The sequence below is a fragment of the Acetatifactor muris genome, from assembly GCF_024623325.1.
In the GTDB taxonomy this organism is placed as follows: Bacteria; Bacillota; Clostridia; order Lachnospirales; family Lachnospiraceae; genus Acetatifactor; species Acetatifactor muris.
In genome coordinates this window covers 1-22,220 of sequence record NZ_JANJZD010000056.1, presented here as the reverse complement: position 1 = coordinate 22,220, position 22,220 = coordinate 1, and the positions used below count along the sequence as shown (strand labels likewise).

16 protein-coding genes, 6 tRNA genes, 1 rRNA gene and 1 pseudogene are annotated in these 22,220 nt (G+C 48.2%); 23 read left to right on the top strand and 1 reads right to left on the bottom strand.

From position 1 onward, the window contains the following. The 23 genes and pseudogenes from NSB25_RS27200 to NSB25_RS27090 all read left to right on the top strand — a co-directional run. Positions 1 to 94: ribosomal RNA gene (locus tag NSB25_RS27200) — 23S ribosomal RNA — on the top strand; the annotation flags it as partial. 76 nt (positions 95 to 170) lie between these two features. Further along, positions 171 to 244 (top strand) — tRNA-Asp (locus NSB25_RS27195). A 27-nt stretch (positions 245 to 271) separates the two neighbouring features. Beyond that, a tRNA-Val gene (locus NSB25_RS27190) sits at positions 272 to 344 on the top strand. Positions 345 to 352: 8 nt separating this feature from the next. Beyond that, a tRNA-Thr gene (locus NSB25_RS27185) sits at positions 353 to 425 on the top strand. Between the two features lie 4 nt (positions 426 to 429). After that, positions 430 to 511: transfer RNA gene (locus NSB25_RS27180), tRNA-Tyr, on the top strand. Positions 512 to 535: 24 nt separating this feature from the next. Further along, positions 536 to 609, top strand: a tRNA-Met gene (locus NSB25_RS27175). A 39-nt stretch (positions 610 to 648) separates the two neighbouring features. Then, positions 649 to 721 (top strand) — tRNA-Phe (locus tag NSB25_RS27170). 279 nt (positions 722 to 1,000) lie between these two features. Next, on the top strand, positions 1,001 to 2,845 hold the full coding sequence (locus NSB25_RS27165; protein ID WP_103242404.1) for a L,D-transpeptidase family protein: 1,845 nt from the start codon (positions 1,001 to 1,003) through the stop codon (positions 2,843 to 2,845). Between the two features lie 112 nt (positions 2,846 to 2,957). Further along, positions 2,958 to 3,518: an HD domain-containing protein gene (locus tag NSB25_RS27160; RefSeq protein ID WP_242982623.1), complete on the top strand. Its 561-nt coding sequence runs from the start codon at positions 2,958 to 2,960 to the stop codon at positions 3,516 to 3,518. A 2-nt stretch (positions 3,519 to 3,520) separates the two neighbouring features. Then, positions 3,521 to 5,116 (top strand): aminotransferase class I/II-fold pyridoxal phosphate-dependent enzyme, encoded by a 1,596-nt coding sequence (locus NSB25_RS27155; protein ID WP_172455301.1) that lies wholly within the window; start codon positions 3,521 to 3,523, stop codon positions 5,114 to 5,116. A gap of 4 nt (positions 5,117 to 5,120) precedes the next feature. Continuing rightward, positions 5,121 to 6,536: a pyruvate kinase gene (gene pyk / locus NSB25_RS27150; protein ID WP_103242402.1), complete on the top strand. Its 1,416-nt coding sequence runs from the start codon at positions 5,121 to 5,123 to the stop codon at positions 6,534 to 6,536. A gap of 245 nt (positions 6,537 to 6,781) precedes the next feature. Then, positions 6,782 to 7,222 (top strand): YaaR family protein, encoded by a 441-nt coding sequence (locus NSB25_RS27145; protein ID WP_103242401.1) that lies wholly within the window; start codon positions 6,782 to 6,784, stop codon positions 7,220 to 7,222. 140 nt (positions 7,223 to 7,362) lie between these two features. Further along, positions 7,363 to 8,355 (top strand): DNA polymerase III subunit delta', encoded by a 993-nt coding sequence (gene holB, locus NSB25_RS27140; RefSeq protein WP_103242400.1) that lies wholly within the window; start codon positions 7,363 to 7,365, stop codon positions 8,353 to 8,355. A 317-nt stretch (positions 8,356 to 8,672) separates the two neighbouring features. Continuing rightward, positions 8,673 to 9,785 carry a GntR family transcriptional regulator gene (locus NSB25_RS27135; RefSeq protein WP_172455300.1) on the top strand — a complete coding sequence of 371 codons (1,113 nt, stop codon included), beginning with the start codon at positions 8,673 to 8,675 and terminating at the stop codon, positions 9,783 to 9,785. Positions 9,786 to 9,817: 32 nt separating this feature from the next. Then, entirely contained in the window at positions 9,818 to 11,449 is a 1,632-nt protein-coding gene (locus NSB25_RS27130; protein ID WP_172455299.1) for an extracellular solute-binding protein, read from the top strand. Positions 11,450 to 11,589: 140 nt separating this feature from the next. Next, positions 11,590 to 12,480, top strand: coding sequence for an ABC transporter permease (locus tag NSB25_RS27125; RefSeq protein WP_103242405.1), 891 nt, complete (start codon positions 11,590 to 11,592; stop codon positions 12,478 to 12,480). Then, positions 12,474 to 13,346 (top strand): carbohydrate ABC transporter permease, encoded by an 873-nt coding sequence (locus NSB25_RS27120; RefSeq protein WP_103242397.1) that lies wholly within the window; start codon positions 12,474 to 12,476, stop codon positions 13,344 to 13,346. Before NSB25_RS27125 ends, NSB25_RS27120 begins: the two co-directional genes overlap by 7 nt. 81 nt (positions 13,347 to 13,427) lie before the next feature. Next, positions 13,428 to 13,559 carry a hypothetical protein gene (locus NSB25_RS27115; RefSeq protein ID WP_257479343.1) on the top strand — a complete coding sequence of 44 codons (132 nt, stop codon included), beginning with the start codon at positions 13,428 to 13,430 and terminating at the stop codon, positions 13,557 to 13,559. Continuing rightward, positions 13,543 to 14,946: an FAD-dependent oxidoreductase gene (locus NSB25_RS27110; RefSeq protein ID WP_103242395.1), complete on the top strand. Its 1,404-nt coding sequence runs from the start codon at positions 13,543 to 13,545 to the stop codon at positions 14,944 to 14,946. The genes NSB25_RS27115 and NSB25_RS27110 overlap by 17 nt, the downstream gene beginning before the upstream one ends. 76 nt (positions 14,947 to 15,022) lie before the next feature. Further along, positions 15,023 to 16,114, top strand: a complete 1,092-nt coding sequence (locus NSB25_RS27105) for a sialidase family protein (protein ID WP_103242394.1) — start codon at positions 15,023 to 15,025, stop codon at positions 16,112 to 16,114. Between the two features lie 112 nt (positions 16,115 to 16,226). Next, positions 16,227 to 17,120, top strand: coding sequence for an N-acetylneuraminate lyase (locus tag NSB25_RS27100; protein ID WP_103242393.1), 894 nt, complete (start codon positions 16,227 to 16,229; stop codon positions 17,118 to 17,120). A 138-nt stretch (positions 17,121 to 17,258) separates the two neighbouring features. Beyond that, a pseudogene (locus NSB25_RS29820) lies at positions 17,259 to 18,131 on the top strand (PSP1 domain-containing protein); the annotation flags it as partial. Between the two features lie 562 nt (positions 18,132 to 18,693). Beyond that, complete coding sequence (locus NSB25_RS27090; RefSeq protein WP_103242391.1) at positions 18,694 to 19,431, top strand: tRNA1(Val) (adenine(37)-N6)-methyltransferase; 738 nt, start codon at positions 18,694 to 18,696, stop codon at positions 19,429 to 19,431. A 12-nt stretch (positions 19,432 to 19,443) separates the two neighbouring features. Here the strand turns inward: NSB25_RS27090 and NSB25_RS27085 are convergent, their stop codons facing one another. Beyond that, on the bottom strand, positions 19,444 to 21,903 hold the full coding sequence (locus NSB25_RS27085; protein ID WP_103242390.1) for a YfhO family protein: 2,460 nt from the start codon (positions 21,901 to 21,903) through the stop codon (positions 19,444 to 19,446). Positions 21,904 to 22,220 lie beyond the last annotated feature (317 nt).

The window sequence follows — 22,220 nt, the reverse complement described above, 5'->3', positions numbered from 1 at the left end:
AGTCCCCCTGGAGAGTACAGGGTAGATAGGGGTAAGGTGAAGGTACAGTAATGTACAGAGCTGATACTTACTAATCGGACGAAAGCTTAACCAGGAAGGTAAGAAGAGAGTTTTGTATGTTTGGATACAGTGTTCGGTTTTGAGGGTACAATTGATACTAAGTTTTAGATGGCCCAGTGGCTCAGTTGGTTAGAGCGTCGCCCTGTCACGGCGAAGGTCGTCGGTTCGAGTCCGATCTGGGTCGTTTGTATGCTGATGGAAAAGTGCATAAGGGGTCTTAGCTCAGCTGGGAGAGCATCTGCCTTACAAGCAGAGGGTCATAGGTTCGAGCCCTATAGGCCCCATTTGATTCGCCGATGTGGCTCAATTGGCAGAGCAGCTGATTTGTAATCAGCAGGTTATCGGTTCGAGTCCGATCATCGGCTTCATGGATGGATTCCCGAGTGGCCAAAGGGGACAGACTGTAAATCTGCTGCAAATTGCTTCGGTGGTTCGAATCCACCTCCATCCATTTGCATATAATATAATTAAATAACGCGGGGTGGAGCAGTCTGGAAGCTCGTCGGGCTCATAACCCGAAGGTCACAAGTTCAAATCTTGTCCCCGCTACTTCAGGTTTACAAAGGAGAATTTTTGTAAATCTCAAATGCCCAGATAGCTCAGTTGGTAGAGCAGAGGACTGAAAATCCTCGTGTCACTGGTTCGATTCCGGTTCTGGGCATTTATTTTTTAGTAAGAGAAGGCTCAATTGAATCAGAGATACATTTGACAGATAAAAGGTCCTGTTGGGAATGACAGGATGTACAGGTAGAAGATGGCATTTAAAGGTGCAAAAATAAGCCTTTTAGTGCTATTTTTTTGTGTAGAAGTATGATATAATGGGCACATGGCATTGCCTGGTGAAGTTGTAATCCACAGCTTATTCGGGACAGGATACAGTTAAGCAGCAAATAACCCGGGCTTATGAAATTCTTAGTTATAGAAAATATGGAGTGAAATCATGAAAGAAAAAAAGCAAAATAAAGAAGAGAAAAAGGAGGAAAAGGACTCCAAAGAAAATGCCGGGAAAGTGGCAGAAGAGAAAGCGGGAGAAAAAGTTCCTGAGAAAAGAAAAAAGAGATATATAATAATTGCTCTGGGTATTGCATTTATTCTTCTTGTGGTGGCTGCAGTCGTGGTTTACTGTAAGGGGGCGGCTTATTATCAGACTCATTTTTTACCAAATACCAGCATAAACGGTATTGACTGCAGCAACATGGAAGCGAGAGAAGCAGCAATTCTGTTGGATGCGCCGATTCAGAATTATTCATTGAAAATTACAGGACGAAATTATAAAACGGGGGAATCAGGAGCATTAATCGGAGAAATAAATTCTGAGAATATCCAATTAACTTATGGGAACAGTGAAGAAGCAGTAAAAATGCTTTTGGAACAGCAGAATGCATATGAATGGATTTGGGCATATGTAGGAAACGGGCAGGCCAGTTCCCTGGAGCGCAACATTGTTTTTGATGAGGATATACTTGAGAGTATAGTGACATCATGGGATGCCTGTAAAAAGCGAAATATGTTGAAGGCAAAGGATGCCTATATCAGCCAGGAACCTGGTTTGGATGGGTATTATGAAGTTGTTCCTGAGACAGTCGGGACAGAACTGGATGTAAATGCAGTAATACATCTGGCGGCTGAGGGGATCCGCGAGAAGAAGGACAGTATTGACCTGGAGGAACAGGGCTGTTATGAGGAAGCTTTTATCAGGCAGGATGACAGGAGACTGACCAGCGTTGTAGATAAGGTAAATCGATGGCTGAGTACCAGCATTACTTATGACTGGAATGGTACAGAAGTTATCCTGGACCGTGAAAAATTGACAGAATGGATTACCATGCAGGACGGAGAGCCGGTATTGGATGAAGAGAAGGTGGCGAAGTTCGTCAAGGAACAGGCCGCAGAATATGATACATATGGCAAAAAGAAGAAATTTGTAACTACTTTGGGAACAGAACTGACATTGTCCAGCAGGAATTATGGATGGAAGACAGATACCGAGACGGAGACAGAAGAATTGATTCGTCTCATTTATAAGGGCAGTACAGGGACAAGGGAACCGACATATAGTATTACGGCGATGCAGAAGGGAACCAATGATATTGGGAATTCATATGTGGAAGCAGATCTGAGTAATCAGCATCTGTATCTGTATCAGGATGGAAATATTGTACTGGAGACAGATTTTGTATCGGGAACAATGGTTTCTACATATGATTGTGTGACACCGGAGGGAATATTTGGTCTGACATATAAGACGCGGAATGCAGTACTTAAAGGCGCAACCTATCGGACACCGGTAAGTTATTGGATGCCTTTTTATGGGAATTATGGCATGCATGATGCCAGTTGGAGAGGAGCATTTGGGGGACAGATATTTATGACCAGTGGTTCTCATGGCTGTATTAATCTTCCGCCGGATATGGCTGGACAGATTTATCAGTATGTGTCGGAAGGATTCCCGGTTATCTGCTATTATTATGGAGGTGCACCTTATATTGGGATACAGGCACCGCCGGCATCTGAAACAGTAGTGCCGGAAGAAGGCGGTGAGCAGGGAGCGGGAGAGGAAGGTCCGGCTGAGCAGCCTCCTGCTGAGACGCCAGTTGAGCAACCTCCTGCGGAAGCGCCGGTTGAAACACCAGTTGAGCAGCCTCCTGCGGAAGCGCCGGTTGAAACACCGGTTGAGCAGCCTCCTGCGGAAGCGCCGGTTGAAACACCGGCTGAGCAGCCTCCTGCGGAGACACCGGTTGAAACACCGGCTGAGCAGCCTTCTGCGGAAGCAACGGTTGAATAACCAGCCACCCGGTCAGCTGCTTTTTGGCGGATTATGTGCCGGAGCGTCTGTAGAATACAGCTGCATTATAAGACATTGACAGAATTTTATTGACAGGAAGTACAAAAAGGAAATGGCGGAACGAAATGTAAAACAGCGTACGGTAAGACAATCGAAGCGATGGCGGAAGAAAATGGAGCATTTTCGGGAGCAGCAGCGGCAGATCAGGACAAATGCGGCAGATATTCTTGAGTCCGGAAATTTCAGACGGATGAAAGGTTATATTCAGCATGGCAATGTGACAGTCAATGCGCATGTAATGAATGTGGCCAGGTATAGTATCGCGTTAAGTGAGAGTCTGCATATTCCCTGCAGTAGAAGAGAACTGATCAGGGGCGCGTTGCTGCACGATTATTTTCTTTATGACTGGCATATTCCGGACGAAGTGAATCCCCATAAATTGCATGGTTTTTATCATCCGGGGGTGGCATTGCGGAATGCGTCCAGAGAATATGAGCTGACAGAGAGAGAAAGGAATATTATCAGGAGACATATGTGGCCTTTGACAGTTATACCGCCGTCGTGCAGAGAGGCATGGATTGTTACGGCGGCGGATAAATGGTGCTCTCTATTGGAGACTCTGCATATGCACAGGGGACATGGGATTGTACTTCAAAAACTGAGGGAAGACTGAAGGTGGAGCATTTATTTGAAAAGTTGTCTCTGTATGACAGAAAAGGGATATATCCCTATCATATGCCTGGACATAAAAGGAAAAGCTGGGGGATGCTTCCCAAAGAATTATATGGAATTGATATTACAGAGATAGAAGGATTTGACAATCTGCACCAGCCGGAAGGGATTCTTCTTGAATTGCAGAGAGAGGCAGCCCGGCTTTATGGCGCGGAGGAAAGTTACTATCTGGTCAACGGTAGCACAGGCGGAATACTCAGTGCCGTCAGCGCTGCAGTTCCTTTTGGGGGGCATATTTTAATGGCCCGCAATTGCCATAAATCGGTATATCATGCGGCTTACCTGAGACATTTGCAGACAGAATACCTGTATCCCGGTATATTAGCGGAATATGGTATTGCGGATGCGGTAACGCTTTCGCAGGTTCGGGAAGCTTTGGAGAGAACACCGGAGACGGATGCAGTTCTGATTGTATCTCCTACTTACGAGGGCAGACTTGCAGATGTTGCGGAAATTGCCGGAGCAGTTCATGAAAAAGGAATTCCTTTGATTGTGGACGAGGCACATGGTGCGCATTTGGGACTGACGGAGGGGACATGGCAGAACAGCTGTCAGGGTGGTGCGGATCTGGTGATTCACAGTGTACATAAGACGCTTCCGGCCCTTACTCAGGCCGGGTTGCTTCATGTAAATGGAGAGCTAATTGACCGCGGTCTGCTCAGACGGTTTCTTCGGATCTATCAGACCAGCAGTCCGTCTTATCCTCTGATGGCAAGTATTGATAATGCTTTGCAATATACGGAAAAATTCGGTAACGATGCCTTTGCACGCTTTCGCTTTTTTTATGAAAGTATGACAGAAAAACTGTCAGCATGCAGAAGCCTGAAAATACTGATTGGAAATAGAGAAGAACAGGATACAGGGAAACTGGTAATTTCCGTAAAAGGAACAGGCCTGACGGGAAAGGAACTGTATGAAATCCTGTTGAAGAAGTATGGACTGCAGACAGAAATGGCTTCTATAGATTTTGTATTGGCCATGTTTACTTTAAATGACGATTCGGAAGCCTACAATCGCATGACGGAGGCATTGCTGGAAATAGACAGGAATCTTTCTGAAGCAGGGGCCACAGAGAAGACATCAGGGAAACTTTCTCCTGCAAAGGCCGGAGGGACCGCACCAGAGAGGGACTTTTCTGCAATGGCCAGAGGGACAGCACCAGAGAGGGGGTCTCCTGCAGGGGACACAGAGAAGGCACCAGGGAAGATTCTTTCTGTAAAGGTCAGAGAGAAGGCACCGGAGAAGATTTCTCTGGCCGAGGCCTGGGAGATGCCGTCAGAAGAAATCCTTTTGACAGAAAGCGCGGGCAGATATGCCGCAGAATTTATCAATCTGTATCCGCCGGGGATTCCGCTGTTGATACCTGGAGAACAGATAACAGAAGCACATTGCCGGGAAATTTGGGAGGCTGTGTCACAGGGGTTAAATGTACAGGGAATATGGACGGGGAGAGATGAAGACGGCCCGTCGCAGGAGATAAGCATTAGGGTATTGCAGGAAAAAGCGGAAGTGCGCCGCAGAAGAAATAAAGAGGAGTAAAAGAATGAGAAAAACGAAGATAATATGTACTATTGGGCCGGCAAGTGACAGTGTGGAGTGTCTGAGGGAGCTGATGCTGGCAGGAATGAATGTGGCGAGATTTAATTTTTCCCATGGCACACATGAAGAGCAGAAAGTGAAGTTCGAACGGGTGAAACAGGCCCGGGAGGAGCTGGGACTGCCTGTGGCAACCATGCTGGATACAAAAGGACCGGAAATCAGGCTTAGGGATTTTGAAGGAGGAAGAGCGGAACTGGTATCCGGACAGCAGTTTGTACTCACTACAGAAGAAGTACTGGGAACAGCACAGAAAGCTGCTATTTCCTACAAGAACCTGAAAAATGATATCAAAGAGGGAACGACCATTCTCATTGATGACGGGCTTATTGAAATGAAGGTGGAGCGGATTGAGGGAGAAGAAATTATCTGCCGTGTGGTGAACGGCGGATTTGTCTCCAACCATAAAGGCGTCAATGTGCCCGGTGCGGTTTTATCCATGCCGTATATCAGCGAGGTGGACCGGCAGGATATTTTGTTCGGAATTGAAATGGGATATGATTTGCTGGCGGCTTCTTTTGTCAGATGTCGGGAAGACATTCTGGAAGTGCGCAGGATTCTGAAAGATCATGACTGTGAGATGAAAATAATTGCCAAAATAGAGAACATGCAGGGAATTCAGAATCTGGAGGAGATTCTGGAGGTGTCTGATGGCATTATGGTGGCCAGAGGGGACATGGGAGTGGAGATTCCGCTGGAAGAGGTGCCGGTTCTGCAGAAGAAGATGATTCATCTGGCGAATGCCTGCGGTAAGCATGTGATTACGGCCACCCAGATGCTGGAGTCCATGATTAAGAATCCAAGGCCCACCAGGGCGGAAGCAACGGATATCGCCAATGCTATTTATGACGGAACCACAGCCATTATGCTTTCCGGGGAGAGTGCGGCAGGAAAATATCCTGTGGAAGCGGTAAAGACTATGGCGAAAATTGCAGAAGGTGCCGAAAAAGATATTGACTATGGTTCCAGGATGAGGCGGGGAGCGCAGGAGGAAGAGACAGATATCACCACGGCAATTGCCTATGCAACCTGTACCGCTGCAAGGGATCTGCGGGCTGCGGCGATCATTACGGTTACGTTGTCCGGTTTTACGGCCGAGGCCATTTCGCGGTTTAAGCCGGAAAGCCCGATTATCGGCTGTACAGTGAGGAAAAGGGTGTGCAGGCAGCTGAATCTGCTGTGGGGGGTGAATCCCCTGATGCTCGAGCGGGAAGACCGGGCGGAAGAGCTGTTTGCAGATGCGGTATCAGAGGCGAAAAAGGCAGGATATGTGAAAGTCGGTGATGTGGTGGTGATTACGGCAGGTGTGCCCCTGGGAATTGCAGGAACCACAAATATGATACATGTAATCACTGTAAAATAATTTTACTGAGGACAGGAGCGGCCGAATGGCCATCCATACCATGATTGAACTTTAATCATAGCAAAATGACCTTACTGAGGACAGGAGCGGCCGAATGGCCATCCATACCATGATTGAACTTTAATCATGGCAAAATGACCTTACTGAGGACAGGAAGCGACCGAATGGATGCAAAACAGGCAGGACGGACCTGAAGGATACAGAGAAGGAACCCTGGATCAAGACAGAATGCGGGAGACAGTTAAATGGAAATTAAGGTGGGGCAGGTAAATCAGACCGCGCCGGTGGAACAGGTACAGAACACACAGCCAACCGACGGCAGCTTTAAATTCATGCTTGCCAGTCATGTGGAGGGAGCGGAGCTGCAGGCCAGACTGCAGACGCTTATGGAAGAGATTACCATGCAGGGGGAGCGTCTGGCAAAACGGCGGGATGTCAAGGACATGAGACATTATCGGGGGCTGGTGAAGGAATTTATGAATGAAGTTGTAAGTCATTCCCACTCTTTTTCCAGAGAGAACTTTCTCGACAGACGCGGACGGCACCGTGTGTATGGTATCATCCGTCTGATTGATGAGAATCTGGATCAGCTGGCACAGGAATTGATGAAGGATGAGAAGGACAATCTGGCAATTCTGAATAAGATAGGGGAAATCAGAGGATTGCTGCTGGATATATTTACCTGAGGAGTAAAAATCCGGGAACCGCCGGGAACAGTCCGGCAGAAGACTGAACGGATGTCAAAAGTAAACAGATTCTTAACGGATATGGCGGAAATACATGGAAAAAGACATAGAAAAATACAAAAAGAGGGGTTGGTGACAGTATGGCGGGATTTCAGGACATTATCGGTCAGGAACAGATAAAGGAGCATTTATGCAGTGCGCTTTCCACAGGTAAGGTGTCCCATGCCTATATTATCAATGGGGAGAAATCTTCCGGCAAGGAATTCATCGCCAGGGTGTTTGCCATGGCGCTGCAATGTGAGGAAGAGGGAACGGAGCCCTGCCAGGAGTGCCATTCCTGCAGGCAGGCCCTGTCAGGGAATCATCCGGACATCATTTGGGTGACGCATGAGAAACCGAATTCCATCAGTGTGGATGACATCCGGGAACAGGTGAATGGCAGTGTGGCCATTAAGCCGTACAGCAGCCCGCGGAAGGTTTACCTGATAAACGAGGCGGAGAAAATGACGGTGCAGGCACAGAATGCGCTTTTGAAGACACTGGAGGAACCGCCGGAATATGTGGTGATTCTTCTGATGGTTTCCAATGTGAATGCACTTCTGCCTACCATACTGAGTCGCTGCGTGGTGCTGAATATGAAACCTGTGCCGGACAGTCTGGTGAAGCAGTATCTGTGTACACAGCTGCAGGTGCCGGATTATAAGGCAGAGGTGTGTGCCGCTTTTGCCAGAGGCAATGTGGGAAAAGCAAAGGCTCTGGCCACCAGCGAAGATTTTGAGAATATCAAGACGGAAGCGCTGTCGCTGTTAAAATACATACAGGACATGGAGCTGAATGAAATTATTACAGCCGTCAAAAAAATAACGGAATACAAGATGAAGATTAATGATTATCTGGACATCTGTGCTATCTGGTACAGAGATGCCCTGCTGTTTAAGGCCACCAGCGATATCAATCATCTGATCTTTAAGGAGGAAATTCAGGCTTTGCGCAGAACGGCTCAGCGCAGCAGCTATGAAGGAATTGAGAACATTGTAAATGCACTGGATACAGCGAAAAAGCGTCTGGACTCCAATGTCAATTTTGAGCTGGTTATGGAACTGCTCATGCTGACGATACAGGAGAACAGCTGAGAGAAAATGAAATATTCGCAGGACAGAACAAAATGCCTGCAGAGAATAGAAAGTCCGCCCCACGAGCTGTGACAGTTCCTGTTATGGTTCGCGGGGGTTTCTTACCCGGTTCGGGAATTTACCATGATGATTACAGCACAGTTTGCAGATTAGTGTATATAAAAGGCAGTTTTTGTACAGAAACTGGAAAATATAGGCTGTATAGAGATATAATCTGCCTAAAAATAAGTAAAATCTGCCTGAAAACAGCAGAATATATTGATTAATCTATCTGACTTGCTATAATGAAACCATCAAAAAATTTTTTGGTGGATGGTATGCTAAGGTATAAAGAGATAAAACTGACATTGAAAGAATTGATCGCTCAGATGAGTGACGGGGACAGGCTGCCTTCCAGAAGCATTCTCAGCAGGCAGTTGGATTCTTCGCGGGTTACCGTTGACAAGGCCATAAGGGAGCTGGAGGAAGAAGGGATTCTGACTTCGCGTTTCGGCAGCGGCACCTATGTGTCTCACAGGCTGGAGGGCATGGTGGTAAATGCCAGGAACTGGTGCCTGATTGTGCCGGATATCAGAGAAGACATTTACGCAAAGCTTGCAAGCAGTGTGGAGAACGAAGCGCGGAAGTGGAATACGAATGTCATTCTGTGTAATTCTGAGAACAGTGCGGAAAACCAGGACAGATACATTAAACGGCTGATTGTATCGGGTACGGACGGTTTCATTATCGTACCTGTGATTGCGAAAAGTGTGCTGGAAAATGTGGGGCTGTATCAGAGCCTGCTGCAGTCAAAGGTTCCGTTTGTGTTCTGCAACCGGGAAGTGGAAGGAATCTCCGTACCGCTGGTGAAATCCAACGATTTTTACGGAGGCTATATTGCCACATTACATCTGATTGATCAGGGCTATCGAAATATTGCCTATCTGGCACAGCAGCGTTATCGCACCAGCATCGAGAGATGCCATGGGTATATCAGTGCGCTTCAGTGCAGGGGGATTGAAGTGGACCACAGGCGCATTTTGATGCATGACAACGGCACACTGGAAGACTGCTACAGTCAGCTGAAGCGAATTTTGAAATCAGATGTACCAATGGATGCAGTATTCTGTTTCTGCGATGTAATTGCACTGGAAGCCATGCGATGTGTGGAGGATGCAAATCTGCAGGTATCCGAAGATATCGGAATCATCGGTTACAATGACGACGCAAGTCTGAAGATGGTAAAACCGGGGCTGACCACCATTTCTTACAGAATGGAAGAGGTGGGCAGGACGGCGGCGGAAGTGCTGCGGAAAAAGATAGAGTGTGAGATGACAGGAAACTTTGACTATTACTTGGTGCAGCCTGAAATTGTTGTAAGGGAGAGCTGTCTCGGACTTTCGGAAAGGGGCAGCACAGAATGCACTGCGGACCAGGCAGGGCAGGTTTGAAATTTTGTACGGCAGGAAAGAGAGGTAAAGACATGAAAAAGAAAATGTTGGCGATATTGATGTGCATAAGTCTGATGGCAACAATGCTGACCGGCTGCGGAAGCGAAGGCAGTCAGGATTCTTCCACAGGGTCTGCAGAAAGTGCTTCAGGGGGACAGGCAGCTTCGGACTCCCAGACTCCGCCGGAAGAGCAGACTTCCGGTGAGAATGTGACAATTAACTGGCTGGGATATTATACTTCCGAGATTACTGTGACGCCGGATTCCTGGGCAGAGCAGCTGCTGGAAGAAACCTTTCACATCAATCTGGAACCCATTACAGATGTTTCCTCTGCAAATATTGATACCTATGTCTCCTCCGGAGATATTTTAAATGCGACCTGTTATCCTTCTTATCTGCATAACGATTTCAGGTATATGTACGATCAGGGACTGATCCGTGAGATTCCCCAGGAATGGCTGTATGAATACTATCCTACCGGAATGCAGCTTTACACTGATTTCCTGGGAGAGGAATTCTTTGAGAAGGGAGATCATCTGGTAGACGGCAGGTGCCTCTACATTCCCTTTAACACCAATGCACCCACATCTACCAGTGTTGTTGTCTACCGGAAGGACTGGATGGAGAAGGTGGGTATGAGTGAACCGACGACACTGGAGGAGCTGCATGACCTGTTGTATGCCTTCACCTATGAGGACCCGGACGGGAACGGGAAAGACGATACCTATGGTATTGATATAGGAACCAACTGGATGGGATTGTGGCCGGTATACGGTGCTTTCGGATTTGCACAGTCTCAGAACAGCAAGGGAAGCTACCAGCTGCAGGAAGACGGCAGTGTGATTTATACATCGGTTCAGGATGCATACAAGTCTGCTCTTGGTGTCATCAAGGAGTGGTATGACGAGGGAATCATTGATCCTGAATGTATTACGGACAAGCGTGATCAGGTGCGTACAAAATGGTCTAACGGAACCATCGGCGTGATGGTGGACTCTCAGACCTGGTATTATTCCAACAGAGGCTCTTCCAGCATCATTGGTATGGTGGAAGATGTCTTCGGAGAGGGTACGGTAGAGGTAATGGGGCCTCTGAGTACTGCATATGGCGACGGAACAGTTTACGCGTCTGCGCTGTATCCCAATGCCAGTGCAAATCGTGCGCTGTGCTTTACGGCAAATGCCACAGACGAGCAGGTTATCACAGTGCTGAAGATGATGGAAGGCCTGACAACGGATCATGAGCTGGCTACAAAGATTATCTACGGTGAGGAAGGTGTGGACTATACTCTGGGTGACAGCGGCCAGATTCAGGTGACAATGAGTGTGGAGGATCAGGCTGCCAGGGGACTGGGCGATACTTTCTATGGAATGAGCGCGCCGGACCAGTACATGATAGAGCTTACCCAGTCTGAGAGAGATAAGGCAAATATTGCGAAATCAGGTGCATGGCCTACTATTTATCAGGGTAATAATTTTGCCTCTGTCTTTAATGAAGCTTATGATACCTATACAGGAGAAATCCAGAAGGTGGAGGAAGATTTCTTCTACGGTGTACTGAAAGGCGACAAGGATCTGGAAGCCGACTGGGAGCAGTATCTTGCAGATATGAACAAAGCGGGACTGGATAAGGTAATTGCCGAATATGAAGAGGCGCTGAAGTAAAGAATACAGAGAACGGAACCATCCTGCGCATGGAGTGAAGTGTATCCGTGCGCGGGATTTTTATCTTTCGGAGAAAGGGTTTAGGTGTGAATATGGGTAAAACGGCAAAGACTGCGGGGCCGCCGGGGCAGAAACTGAAAATGATAAAAAAGATGCGGACTTATTATCTGCTGCTGTTGCCATTTCTGGCATTTATCGTTATTTTCAAGTATGTCCCCATGTATGGAATCACGCTGGCGTTTAAGGATTTCAGAATTCTGGACGGAATCATGGGGAGTCCCTGGGCAGGATTCAAATATTTCAGGCAGCTTTTCGAAGCGGCTTCCTTCTATGAAGTACTGCGAAATACAATCGTTATCAGCCTGAAAAAACTGCTTTTCAGTTTCCCGGCTCCCATTATTCTGGCATTGTTTATCAATGAGATTCGGAATGAGCGGGTGAAGAAGACCTTTCAGACATTTTCCTATCTGCCTCATTTTATTTCCTGGATTATTGCGGCTTCTTTTATTTCGGATATTTTAAGCCTGAGAGGACCGATTAACACATTGATCGGGCAGCTGGGCGGAGATCCTGTCTATTTTATGGCGGAGACGAAATGGTTTCAGCCGATTCTGGTATTGTCCGCTATCTGGAAGAACAGCGGTTGGAGCTCCATTGTCTATATCGCAGCCATTACGGGAATCGATCAGGACTTATATGAAGCTTCTTCCATTGATGGAGCGAAGAAACTGCAGCAGATCTGGTATATTACGCTTCCCTGTATCAGAACCACAATCATTACGCTGTTCATCCTGGAGGTCGGCAAAATAATGTCGGCCGGATTTGACCAGGTTTACAATCTGTATTCACCTGTTGTGTACAGTGTCGGCGATATTCTGGATACCTATACTTACAGACAGGGGATTGTGAAGTCCAATTACAGTTATGCCACGGCGGCGGGACTGTTCCAGAATGTGATCGGCTTTATTCTGGTCATTGCATCTAATGTGACGGTGAAAAGGCTCAGCGACGGAGAGGAGGGATTATGGTGAAAGTGCGAAAGAAAAAGAAGAAACCTCAGATTGTCACTTATATTATCCTGCTTTTCCTGACCTTTATTTTTGTCTACCCTTTCTGGCAGACAGTTGTGCTTTCCTTCTCGGATAAGGTCTATGCCAATGCGCCGGGATTCAAGTTCTGGCCTCCGGAGATATCGCTGGAAGCCTATAAAAAAGTGTTTTCTACCAACACAATCTTTATTGGATATGCCAATACCATTTTCCGCACGGCTGTGGGGACGCTGATTACTTTGCTCATCACTTTCTGTGCGGCTTATACCATGTCTCACAGGGAACTGCCGGGATGGTCGCCGATTAATTTTATTATTATATTCACCATGTTCTTCGGAGGTGGTCTGATTCCCACTTATCTGAACCTGAAGAGCCTGCATCTGCTGAACACCAGATGGGTGCTGATACTGCCGGGGGCGGCAGGGGCCTGGAACTTTATCATTATGCGTAATTTCCTGAGCGGTATCAGCCGGGAGATGGAGGATGCGGCAAAGATTGACGGCGCAGGTGTGATACAGACCATGACCCATGTCATTCTCCCCCTGTCCAAATCGGTGATTGCGGTTATCGGGCTCTGGAGTGTGGTAAGCCATTGGAATGCCTGGTTTGATTCCATGGCATATGCGAACAAAAACAATCTGATTGTACTGCAGATGGTGGTGCGTCGCCTCATTGATCAGGGTGAGAATCTGGCGGCGTCGGGGGATGCCATGACGATGGCCAGCGCCACTCCCACCACTGTGAGGGCAGCTACGGTTGTAATTGCCACGGCGCCGATTCTGATGGGGTACCCTTTTATTCAGAAATACCTGGTGAAGGGTACCATGGTGGGGGCCGTCAAGGGGTAAGCGCGCCCTGCAAGGGCGGACATATTGCCTGTAAGACTCAGGTTTTACAGGGTCTTAAAGCCGACACCGGGAGAGGCGGAAATGCGGAAAAGAAGCAGGGAGGCAGATATGGCACAGCACGGAGAGGGAATGGGGCCAATGGATAATATTGTGACAGAGCTGGTGCTGAAAAAGCGGAAGGAAAGTTGGAACAGGGATGAAAACAGAATATGAATGCAGAGAAGAAGGAAGCTATGATCTCATTGTGGCAGGCGGAGGGATGGCGGGAGTGTGCTGTGCGATAGCGGCCGCCAGACAGGGACTGAATACGCTGCTGCTGGAAAAGGAGGGCTGTCTCGGCGGTACCGCGTGCACTGCCGGTGTGATGCAGCTTCTGGGCGGTCGCTGGTATGACCCGGAAAATGACAGGATGGTGCGGGTAATCGGTGGGTTATTTGACGAGATAACGGACGAGCTGATCGCCATGGGAGCCGCGGTGGAGCCGGATACGGTGGATATTCATCATTACAATCCTTACGGGTGGTATCCACGGATGGCGGCGGGTATTTCCTGTGAGGTGGATACTCTGAAATGGCATCTGGAGCGGAAGTGTGTGGATGCAGGTGTGCATCTGCGGTTTTTTACTACCATTGTTGGTGCGGAGACAAAAGAAGCCCGGGTGACCCGACTGATTACGCATGATAAAGGCGGATTCTCTTCTTTCAGGGCAAAGTGTTTTGCAGATTGTACCGGAGACGGGGACCTGGCGGAGATGACCGGCTGTCCCATGGAGAAAGGCCGGGAGGAGGATGGCGCCATGTGTCCGGCTACCACTATATTCTACGTGGATCAGGTGGATACGGCCCGCTATGTGGCGTATCAGAATGAGCATGAGTCGCCGAAGCTGGTGGAAATCATTCATGAGCTGAAAGAGGCCGGACGATGGCCGTGGGATTTTGAAATTTTTATTGCCATCGAGACGCCCACACCCGGTACCTTTATGGTGAATACCATTCGGCAGATTGACGTGGACGGAACAGATGCTGCATCGCTGACCCGGGCAGCCATGGAAGGACGCGGACTGGCTCACGAGCTGCTGAAGGTGATGAAGGAATATTTTCCTGGCTTTGAGAAAGCGCATCTGAGCAGGATTTTTGACCATGTGGGCATCCGGGAGACCCGGCGGATTGCAGCCAGAGAACCGATTACACTGGAAAATGCTCTGGCGGGGAAACATTATGACGATTGTGTCGCTTCCACCACATACAATTTTGATCTGCCGGATCCCAAACGGCCTTCCTATGACCCCATGATGGGGGATGCAAAGAAACCGAACGCGGTGCGGGAGCATGTGAGGATTGAGATTCCCTACGGCGCTCTGCTGCCCCGCAATATGGAGAATCTGATTGTGGCAGGTCGCTGCCTGGGGGCAGAGCGGGAAGTCATGGGCGCCTGTCGGGTGATGGGACCCTGTGCCGGAATGGGGCAGGCAGCAGGCTTGGCGGCAGGGCTCGCCGTGAAGACGGGCAGCTTTGCGTATGTGTCAGTGAGACAACTGAGGGAGTTGCTGCAGGAGAGCGGCTGTATTGGGGCGGTGTCTGATGAAGACATTATCGGCTGAGAGTATCTTCCGGGGGAAAATAGCAGTACTGTGAGAGCAGGAAGAAGGCAGAAAAACAGAAAAAAGGAGATCGACCATGTCAAAATGGGAATACACGGAAACCGAAATCTGGCGTCACGGGGACAATCATATTTCCCTGTTTCATGTATTTGGCTTGATTGCCGTTAAGAATGTGGTGCTGGTATTTGCCGAGGCCCGGGAAGGAGACGGCAAAGATGCACATGGTCTGCATGACATCTGGATGCGTCGAAGCGAAGACGGGGGAAGAAGCTTTGAAGCCACGGTTCGTCTGGACCTGGAAAAGGGATGCTGCTGGACGAATCCGGTGCCGGTGTATGATGAGGTAATCGGCAGGCTGTTTCTTTTTTATTCAGATAATCCGGACAATCTGCATACGAGGAATTTTGTATCGTACAGTGATGATTTTGGAAAAAGCTGGTCCGAGGGACAGCAGGTGAATCAGTTCATGGAAGAAGGGGAGGTCGCACTGCCTTTTCATCTTGCCGGACCTGGACACGGCATCTGTATCAAAAAGGGAGATTACGCGGGACGTCTGGTGGTACCTGTATGGCACAGACAGTTTAACGTGGACAGAGAACCGACGAAGAGAGGATATTGTATCTCCGCACTTTACAGTGAGGACCATGGACAGACATGGGAGCATACGGCACTCCTGGGACAGGAGATTATGGCCAATGAGTCCCGGATTGAAGAGACGGAGGACGGCCTGATTTGGGTGATTCGGCCGGGAGGAGGATGGACCGGACGCTATATCAGCCGCAGCTTTGACGGAGGGACGACCTGGACCAGTCCGGAGCCTGTGAGTATGGGACCGGCCAATAATTGTGATGCCGGAGTGACACATATATGCGGGAAACAGGGATATGAGAATGTGGTATTGGTCTCCCGGGTGAGCCAGATTCCATGCCGGCGGGACATGGAGGTGCTTCTCAGCAGGGACGGGGGGCTGACGTTCACGGATAAAATGACGTTGCCGGAGGGAGACGCCATGCCTGGGTACAGTGATTTATGCGTGCTTGAGGAAGAGGAGCCGCTGGCAGGACTGGTGCATTGCAGGAACAATCATGTGCTATTCTCCAGGATTTCCCTGCAGGCGCTGACAGGAGGCAAGTACGAAGGTACGAGGAGAACTGTATGGCTGAACTGAGCTCTGCGGAAAGGAGTAAAAGTATGGTAAAAGATTGTCATATGAGAGCATGTTCCATACGGAGCTGTTCGGAGAGCAGTAAATCTGTGATTCGGAATAAAAGGAGAAAAATATGAGCAAATTTAATGGCATCTGTGCGGCGTTGCTTACACCGTATGATATGTTGGGAAAAGTAAATTATAAAATGCTGAAACAGCAGGTACGATGGCTGATCGGGCAGGGAATCGACGGCTTTTATGTGTGCGGAAGCACAGGAGAGGCTTTTCTGCTGAGTATGGAGGAAAGGAAAGCGATTCTGGAAGCCGTATGTGAGGAGAACAACGGTGAAAAACTGATCATTGCACATATCGGCCAGATTGCCACAGAGCACTCTCTGGAGCTGGGCCGACATGCGGGAACGCTGAAAGTGGATGCAGTATCTTCCATCAGTCCGTTTTACTATAAGTTTTCCACAGAAGAAATCAAGGGGTACTATCTTGATTTGATGGAGGGGATACAGATCCCGTTTTTTATCTATAATTTCCCGGCGTATTCGGGATTCTCGCTGACACCTGAACTGCTGGACGAAATGTGTGCGAATCCGTATCTGGCCGGGGTTAAATTTACGGCATCGGATTTCTTTCAGCTGGAGAGAATGAAATATGCGCATCCTGATCTGGCTGTCTGGAACGGTTATGACGAAATGCTGGTATCCGGGCTCAGCTCCGGCGCAGACGGTGGAATCGGCAGTACTTATAATATTCTGTGCCCGGCGGTCCGGGGAATTTACGATTCCTTCAGGGCGGGGCATCTGGATCAGGCCCGGGAATATCAGCATTTGGTCAACGGGGTGATCAGTGTGCTGTGCAGGTATGGGGTGTTTGCTTCCCTGAAGGTAATTCTGGGCTTTCTGGGGATGGAATTCGGAGGCTGCAGGAAGCCGTTTCTGCCTGTGGAGGCTGCAGCGGAAGCGGCACTGAAGGAGATGTACAGGGCTTATCTGCGGGACCTGGAGAAGATGGGATAAATTAAATTCCATTATTAACTATGGTCATTTTGGAAGAGATATGTTAAAATAGCAGCTGACAGTGATTTATGCATTGTCGGCTGCTATATTTTGATGAAAGACATGCTTTTTTCCAAAAGCATGCAGTGAGGTGGATAGATGACGAAAGTAATAGGAGTAAGATTTCGCACCGCGGGCAAGGTCTATTATTTTGACCCTTCAGACTTGACAATTAAGAAGGGGGAACATGTGATTGTGGAGACTGCCCGGGGAATCGAATTCGGAACCGTGGTAGCAGGTGTCATGGAGGTGGCAGACGAAAAGGTGGTGCAGCCGCTGAAGCCTGTCATCCGCATTGCCAATCAGCGGGATGTGGAGCAGGAGGCGTCCAACAGGGAAAAAGAAAAGGAGGCTTTTCGGATTTGCCTGGAGAAGATCCGCAGTCACGGACTGGATATGAAGCTTATTGATGCGGAATATACTTTTGATAATAATAAGGTTCTGTTTTATTTTACGGCAGACGGACGAATTGATTTCCGCGAGCTGGTAAAGGATTTGGCTGGCGTGTTTAAGACCAGAATTGAACTGCGTCAGATTGGCGTGAGAGATGAGACTAAAATTGTGGGGGGTATAGGCATCTGCGGGCGTCCCCTGTGCTGTCACAGCTACCTGGCTGATTTTGTTCCGGTGTCCATAAAAATGGCAAAGGAACAGAACCTGTCTCTGAACCCGGCCAAAATATCAGGTATGTGCGGCAGACTGATGTGCTGCCTGAAAAATGAGGAGGAGACTTATGAGGAGCTGAACAGACGGCTTCCCAACATCGGAGATTCTGTCACTACTCTGGATGGACTCAGAGGTGAGGTGCACAGCGTCAATGTACTTCGGCAGCTGGTAAAGGTTGTTGTGAGTGTGGGGGATGAGAAGGAAATCAAGGAATATCCTGTAGAGAAACTGCAGTTTCGGCGTAAGCATGGCAAGAAGGATAAAATGAATCTGTCCAGAGAAGAGAAAGAGAATCTTGAGGTTCTTCTGGAAGAGCTGGAATGCCCGGAGGATGAAGCCTTGCTTCGGGAACAGCAGGAGAGCGAAGGAACTGCGGAGGAATCGCATTCACAGGAGGGAGTCGGTCGTCAGAAGGGCGGCCAGAGACAGAACAGCTCCCGTGCCGGCGGGAACCAGAGGCATTCAGGGCAGTATGCCGAAGGCGGCCAGAGACAGCGGGGTGACGGAGGCCGGAGGCAGCAGGCACAGCGGAACGAGGAGAATCACAGACCACAAAAGGGTGAGGAGAAGCAGCCGGCTCAGTGGGGAGAAGAAGGCCAGAAGCAACAGCCACAACGCGGGGAAGAAGGCCGGAGACAGCAGGCTCAGCGCGGAGAAGAGAGCCAGAGACATAGGGGCGCGGGCCAGAAGCAGTGGGAACAGAGAGGAGAAGGAAGCCAGAAGCCCCAGAGAGGTCACCATACGCAATCCGAGCAACAGAATGGGGAAAGACGGGACAATCACAGAGAAGGGAACCGCAGGCATGGGGGCAGAAGACGGCAGGAAGGCAGGAGACATCAGAATGAGCAGGAAGGACAGGCAATGACAAATGACAGTCAGACTGAAAGAGAATGAACGCCTGGACGAGCTGCAGAGAAACGGCTATCAGATCATTCAGAATCCTGAGAAATTCTGCTTCGGCATGGATGCGGTACTTCTCACGGGATTTGCCCGTGCAAAAGAGGGAGACCGCTTGCTGGACCTGGGGACAGGAACAGGCATTATTCCGCTTCTCATGGAGGCAAAGTATCACTGTGGCTATCTGGCCGGACTGGAAATTCAGGCTGAGAGCGCAGATATGGCGGCAAGAAGTGTATTGCTGAACGACTTGCAGGACAAGATTGAAATTATTGCAGGAGACATAAAAGAAGCAGACAGTTTTTTCCCGTCTGCTTCTTTTGACTGCATTACCTGCAATCCCCCCTATATGCCGGGGCAGCATGGGCTGGTGAATCCTTCCACGCCGAAAGCCATTGCGCGGCATGAAATTCTCTGTACTTTTGAGGATGTGGCCAGGCAGGCGGCAAAGCTTTTGAAACCGGGGGGACATTTTTTTCTGGTGCACAGACCATTTCGACTGGCAGAAATTATGGTTACGCTGGTGCGGCACAGGCTGGAGCCGAAGAGACTGCAGCTGGTGTATCCTTACACTGACAGGGAACCGAATATGGTGCTGCTGGAGTCGGTAAGGGGTGGAAAAGCGGGAATGAAAGCAGAAAAGCCCCTGATTGTGTATCAGGAGCCAGGGGTATATACGGCGGAGATTGGTGAAGTTTATGGGTTTTAAACGGACGGCTTTTCACATTATATCAGAGTCATTTTTCCGGCCTTTTACCAGAAGAATACGGAATATATCCGGTTGAAAGTACAAAACACTCAGAATGAGTGTGATTAGGAAAACAATCATTCCTGTACTGAAACCGGGAGAAAGATATGTGAAAGAAATGTCGTGTTCGCCGGCTTCTGTCTCAATAGCGATGAATGTCTCCGCATATTTCTGGAAAGGAACCTTTTTTCCATCTATTTTGACTGTCCATCCGATATCATAAGGAATGGAAGTGACAATTTTCTGTCCTTCGGGAACATAAATGGTCCCTTTTAGTTTTGCACCTTTATGATCGGTAATCCGCATTTCATTTGTCCGGAGATTCAGGAGCGTATTTTCCAGGAGAACTGTGTTAAGTACAGCAATCTGGGCATATTCCACGCGGACAGAAGTAGCAGGAAGTATGTCTATCAGGACTTTTTCACCTGGAGTAAAACTGCCAAGATAGAGAATACAGTTGGTTTCATGTGTAAAATAGCTGCCTGCTTCGGTTCCATTGACCAGAACTTTGGTAGAGGAGAAATCCGGCGACTGCATGTAGAGATAGACCGGCCAGTCAGACCCCGCCGTAAAGGAGTAGGACCAGGCGGATTCGTTACCAGTGAATTCAAAATCCGGAAATGTGAAATATTCCAGGTCTGTGCCGGCAATACTGTTCAGTAATATGTTCTGGTTGAGAAAGGGATTGTCATTGTCCAGATTGATTTTCCTGTCAGGCAGGGGGGCACTGTACACTATGGACAATGCATTCTCATTCAGACAGGAGGAAGTACCATATTCCGTTGCCTTTATTTTTGTATAGAAAGACGGCGTGGGAGTATTGAACAGGTGGTATTTTACGCCAAGGAGGCTGTCGGTAAGCGGTGTGGAACCGTGACCGCTGTTCCAATAGTGAGCCTGAGCAAAACCCAGGCGGGAAGTCAGAGAATTCACTGTCTGGTTAAAAGTAGAGGAGTAGTGAGCCATGCCATTGAAGCCCAGGAGCATGGCATCGTTATTGGCATATTCAAAGTCCTGATTGACTCGATAGAACCCGTTGTCATTGCTGAGAATGTCATCTGTCAAAGGTTTTATGACAGCCAGATTATCCTGATAAAAGGTCAGAGTATCATAATCATAATCATTTTCCAGACCTAAGATAATAGCCCGGCCATTCAGTCCCATGTCCACAGAGACCACGCCCATGAGGAGCAAAGCAATAAGCTGAAGGACAGGTTTGTTTGACCATTTGGCGATAAAACTGTTGAAAGGAAGTGCCGACAACGTTCTTGATGCGAGATATAACACAAAAAAACTGAATACAAAGGCATAGCGATGAGAGAATCCGGTAAACTCCATAAATGCCTGCCAGAAATAGTTCAGCCTGGTCAGATAAAAACTGAGAAGAAGAAGCAAAATAACACCGGCGGCAGCCAGCTTTTCACGAAGAGAAACTCTGCGAAGTGTAAAGAATAACAGAGCCAGAACCAGAGCAGTGTATCCGCAGTAAATATTGGGGAATGCCTCATACAGCGGATTGATATAAGAGCCGTTGGTGAATTGGGCGAGCAGCTGGACGAACGGAAAGTTAGTGATAGTATCTGCGCGATAGGTGACAGCTGTAAGCCTTCCGCTGGCAAGATCTTTCAACACCGCGAACAGCAGGGGAGAGGCGAGACCGATAGCCAGAAGGGTAGTGGCTGCAAATCGAAGTACCCGGCCCAGATAAAAGGATAAAGTCTGCCTCGTGACCAGGGTGCAGAGGCGAAAAAGCAGATAAATGGCAGTAAAAATACCCACTATATAGCCGGTAAAATAATTGCATATAAAGGAAGTGGTCAGAGCCAGAGTATAAAGCAGCCCCTTTTGCCCATTTAACAGTTTTTCCAGGCCAAGCAGAATTAAAGGCAGCAGAATGACGCCGTCAATCCACATGAGACAGAAGGAATAGGCCATATTGTAGGAAATGAGAGCATAGCTCACAGCCATAGGCAGCAGAATAAGTTTCTGCCAGCAATGGTCTGTATCAGGAACCGGATGACAGCGATTCCAGAGATAGGAGGCAAAAAGCGAAAAGGTAAGGCCGCAGCATCCTATTTTCACCAGAGTGAGAACCAGAATCGCAGCATAGAATTTGTCTACGGGGAAAAAAATTGTAATCCAGGATAACGGACTCGCGAGATAGTAGGCATAGAGTCCCAGATAATTCCCACCAAGAGAACGTGACCAGGAATAGAAAATGGAATTGTCTCCATTTATGGTGTAACGCAGGGAAGCGAGAAATTCCATAAACTGGCTTTGCATATCCATGATAAAGAGAGTATTATCTTTAAAAGGATAAAATCCGCGAGATTTCAGGATGAAAAGCATACCTGTTACAGAGATAAAGAAGGCAGAGGCATAAAGCAGTACATCCACCCATAAAAATGTTTTCTTTTTGGCTTTGTTCTTCATTGGAATCTCCTTAATAAAGATAATAAATTTGTGATTCAACTTATTATACTTTATTCACTTAGGTATTGCAATGTTGACTTTCAGTCTGAAGTATCATACATATGATTTCGTAAATGGACAGCATTCAAACTGACTTGCATTATCCTGTTGGCTGAAATATAATGAGGAACAGCAGAGTTTTGCATAAGAAGATAACTTCTCGGAATCTCAATGAATGTGATTCTAACTGAAAATTGACAACTGAATATGGTGCAGGAAAAGAAATTTGAGAAAAATGGACATAAACATTGGACATAGCGGGTACTATGCCTTGAAAA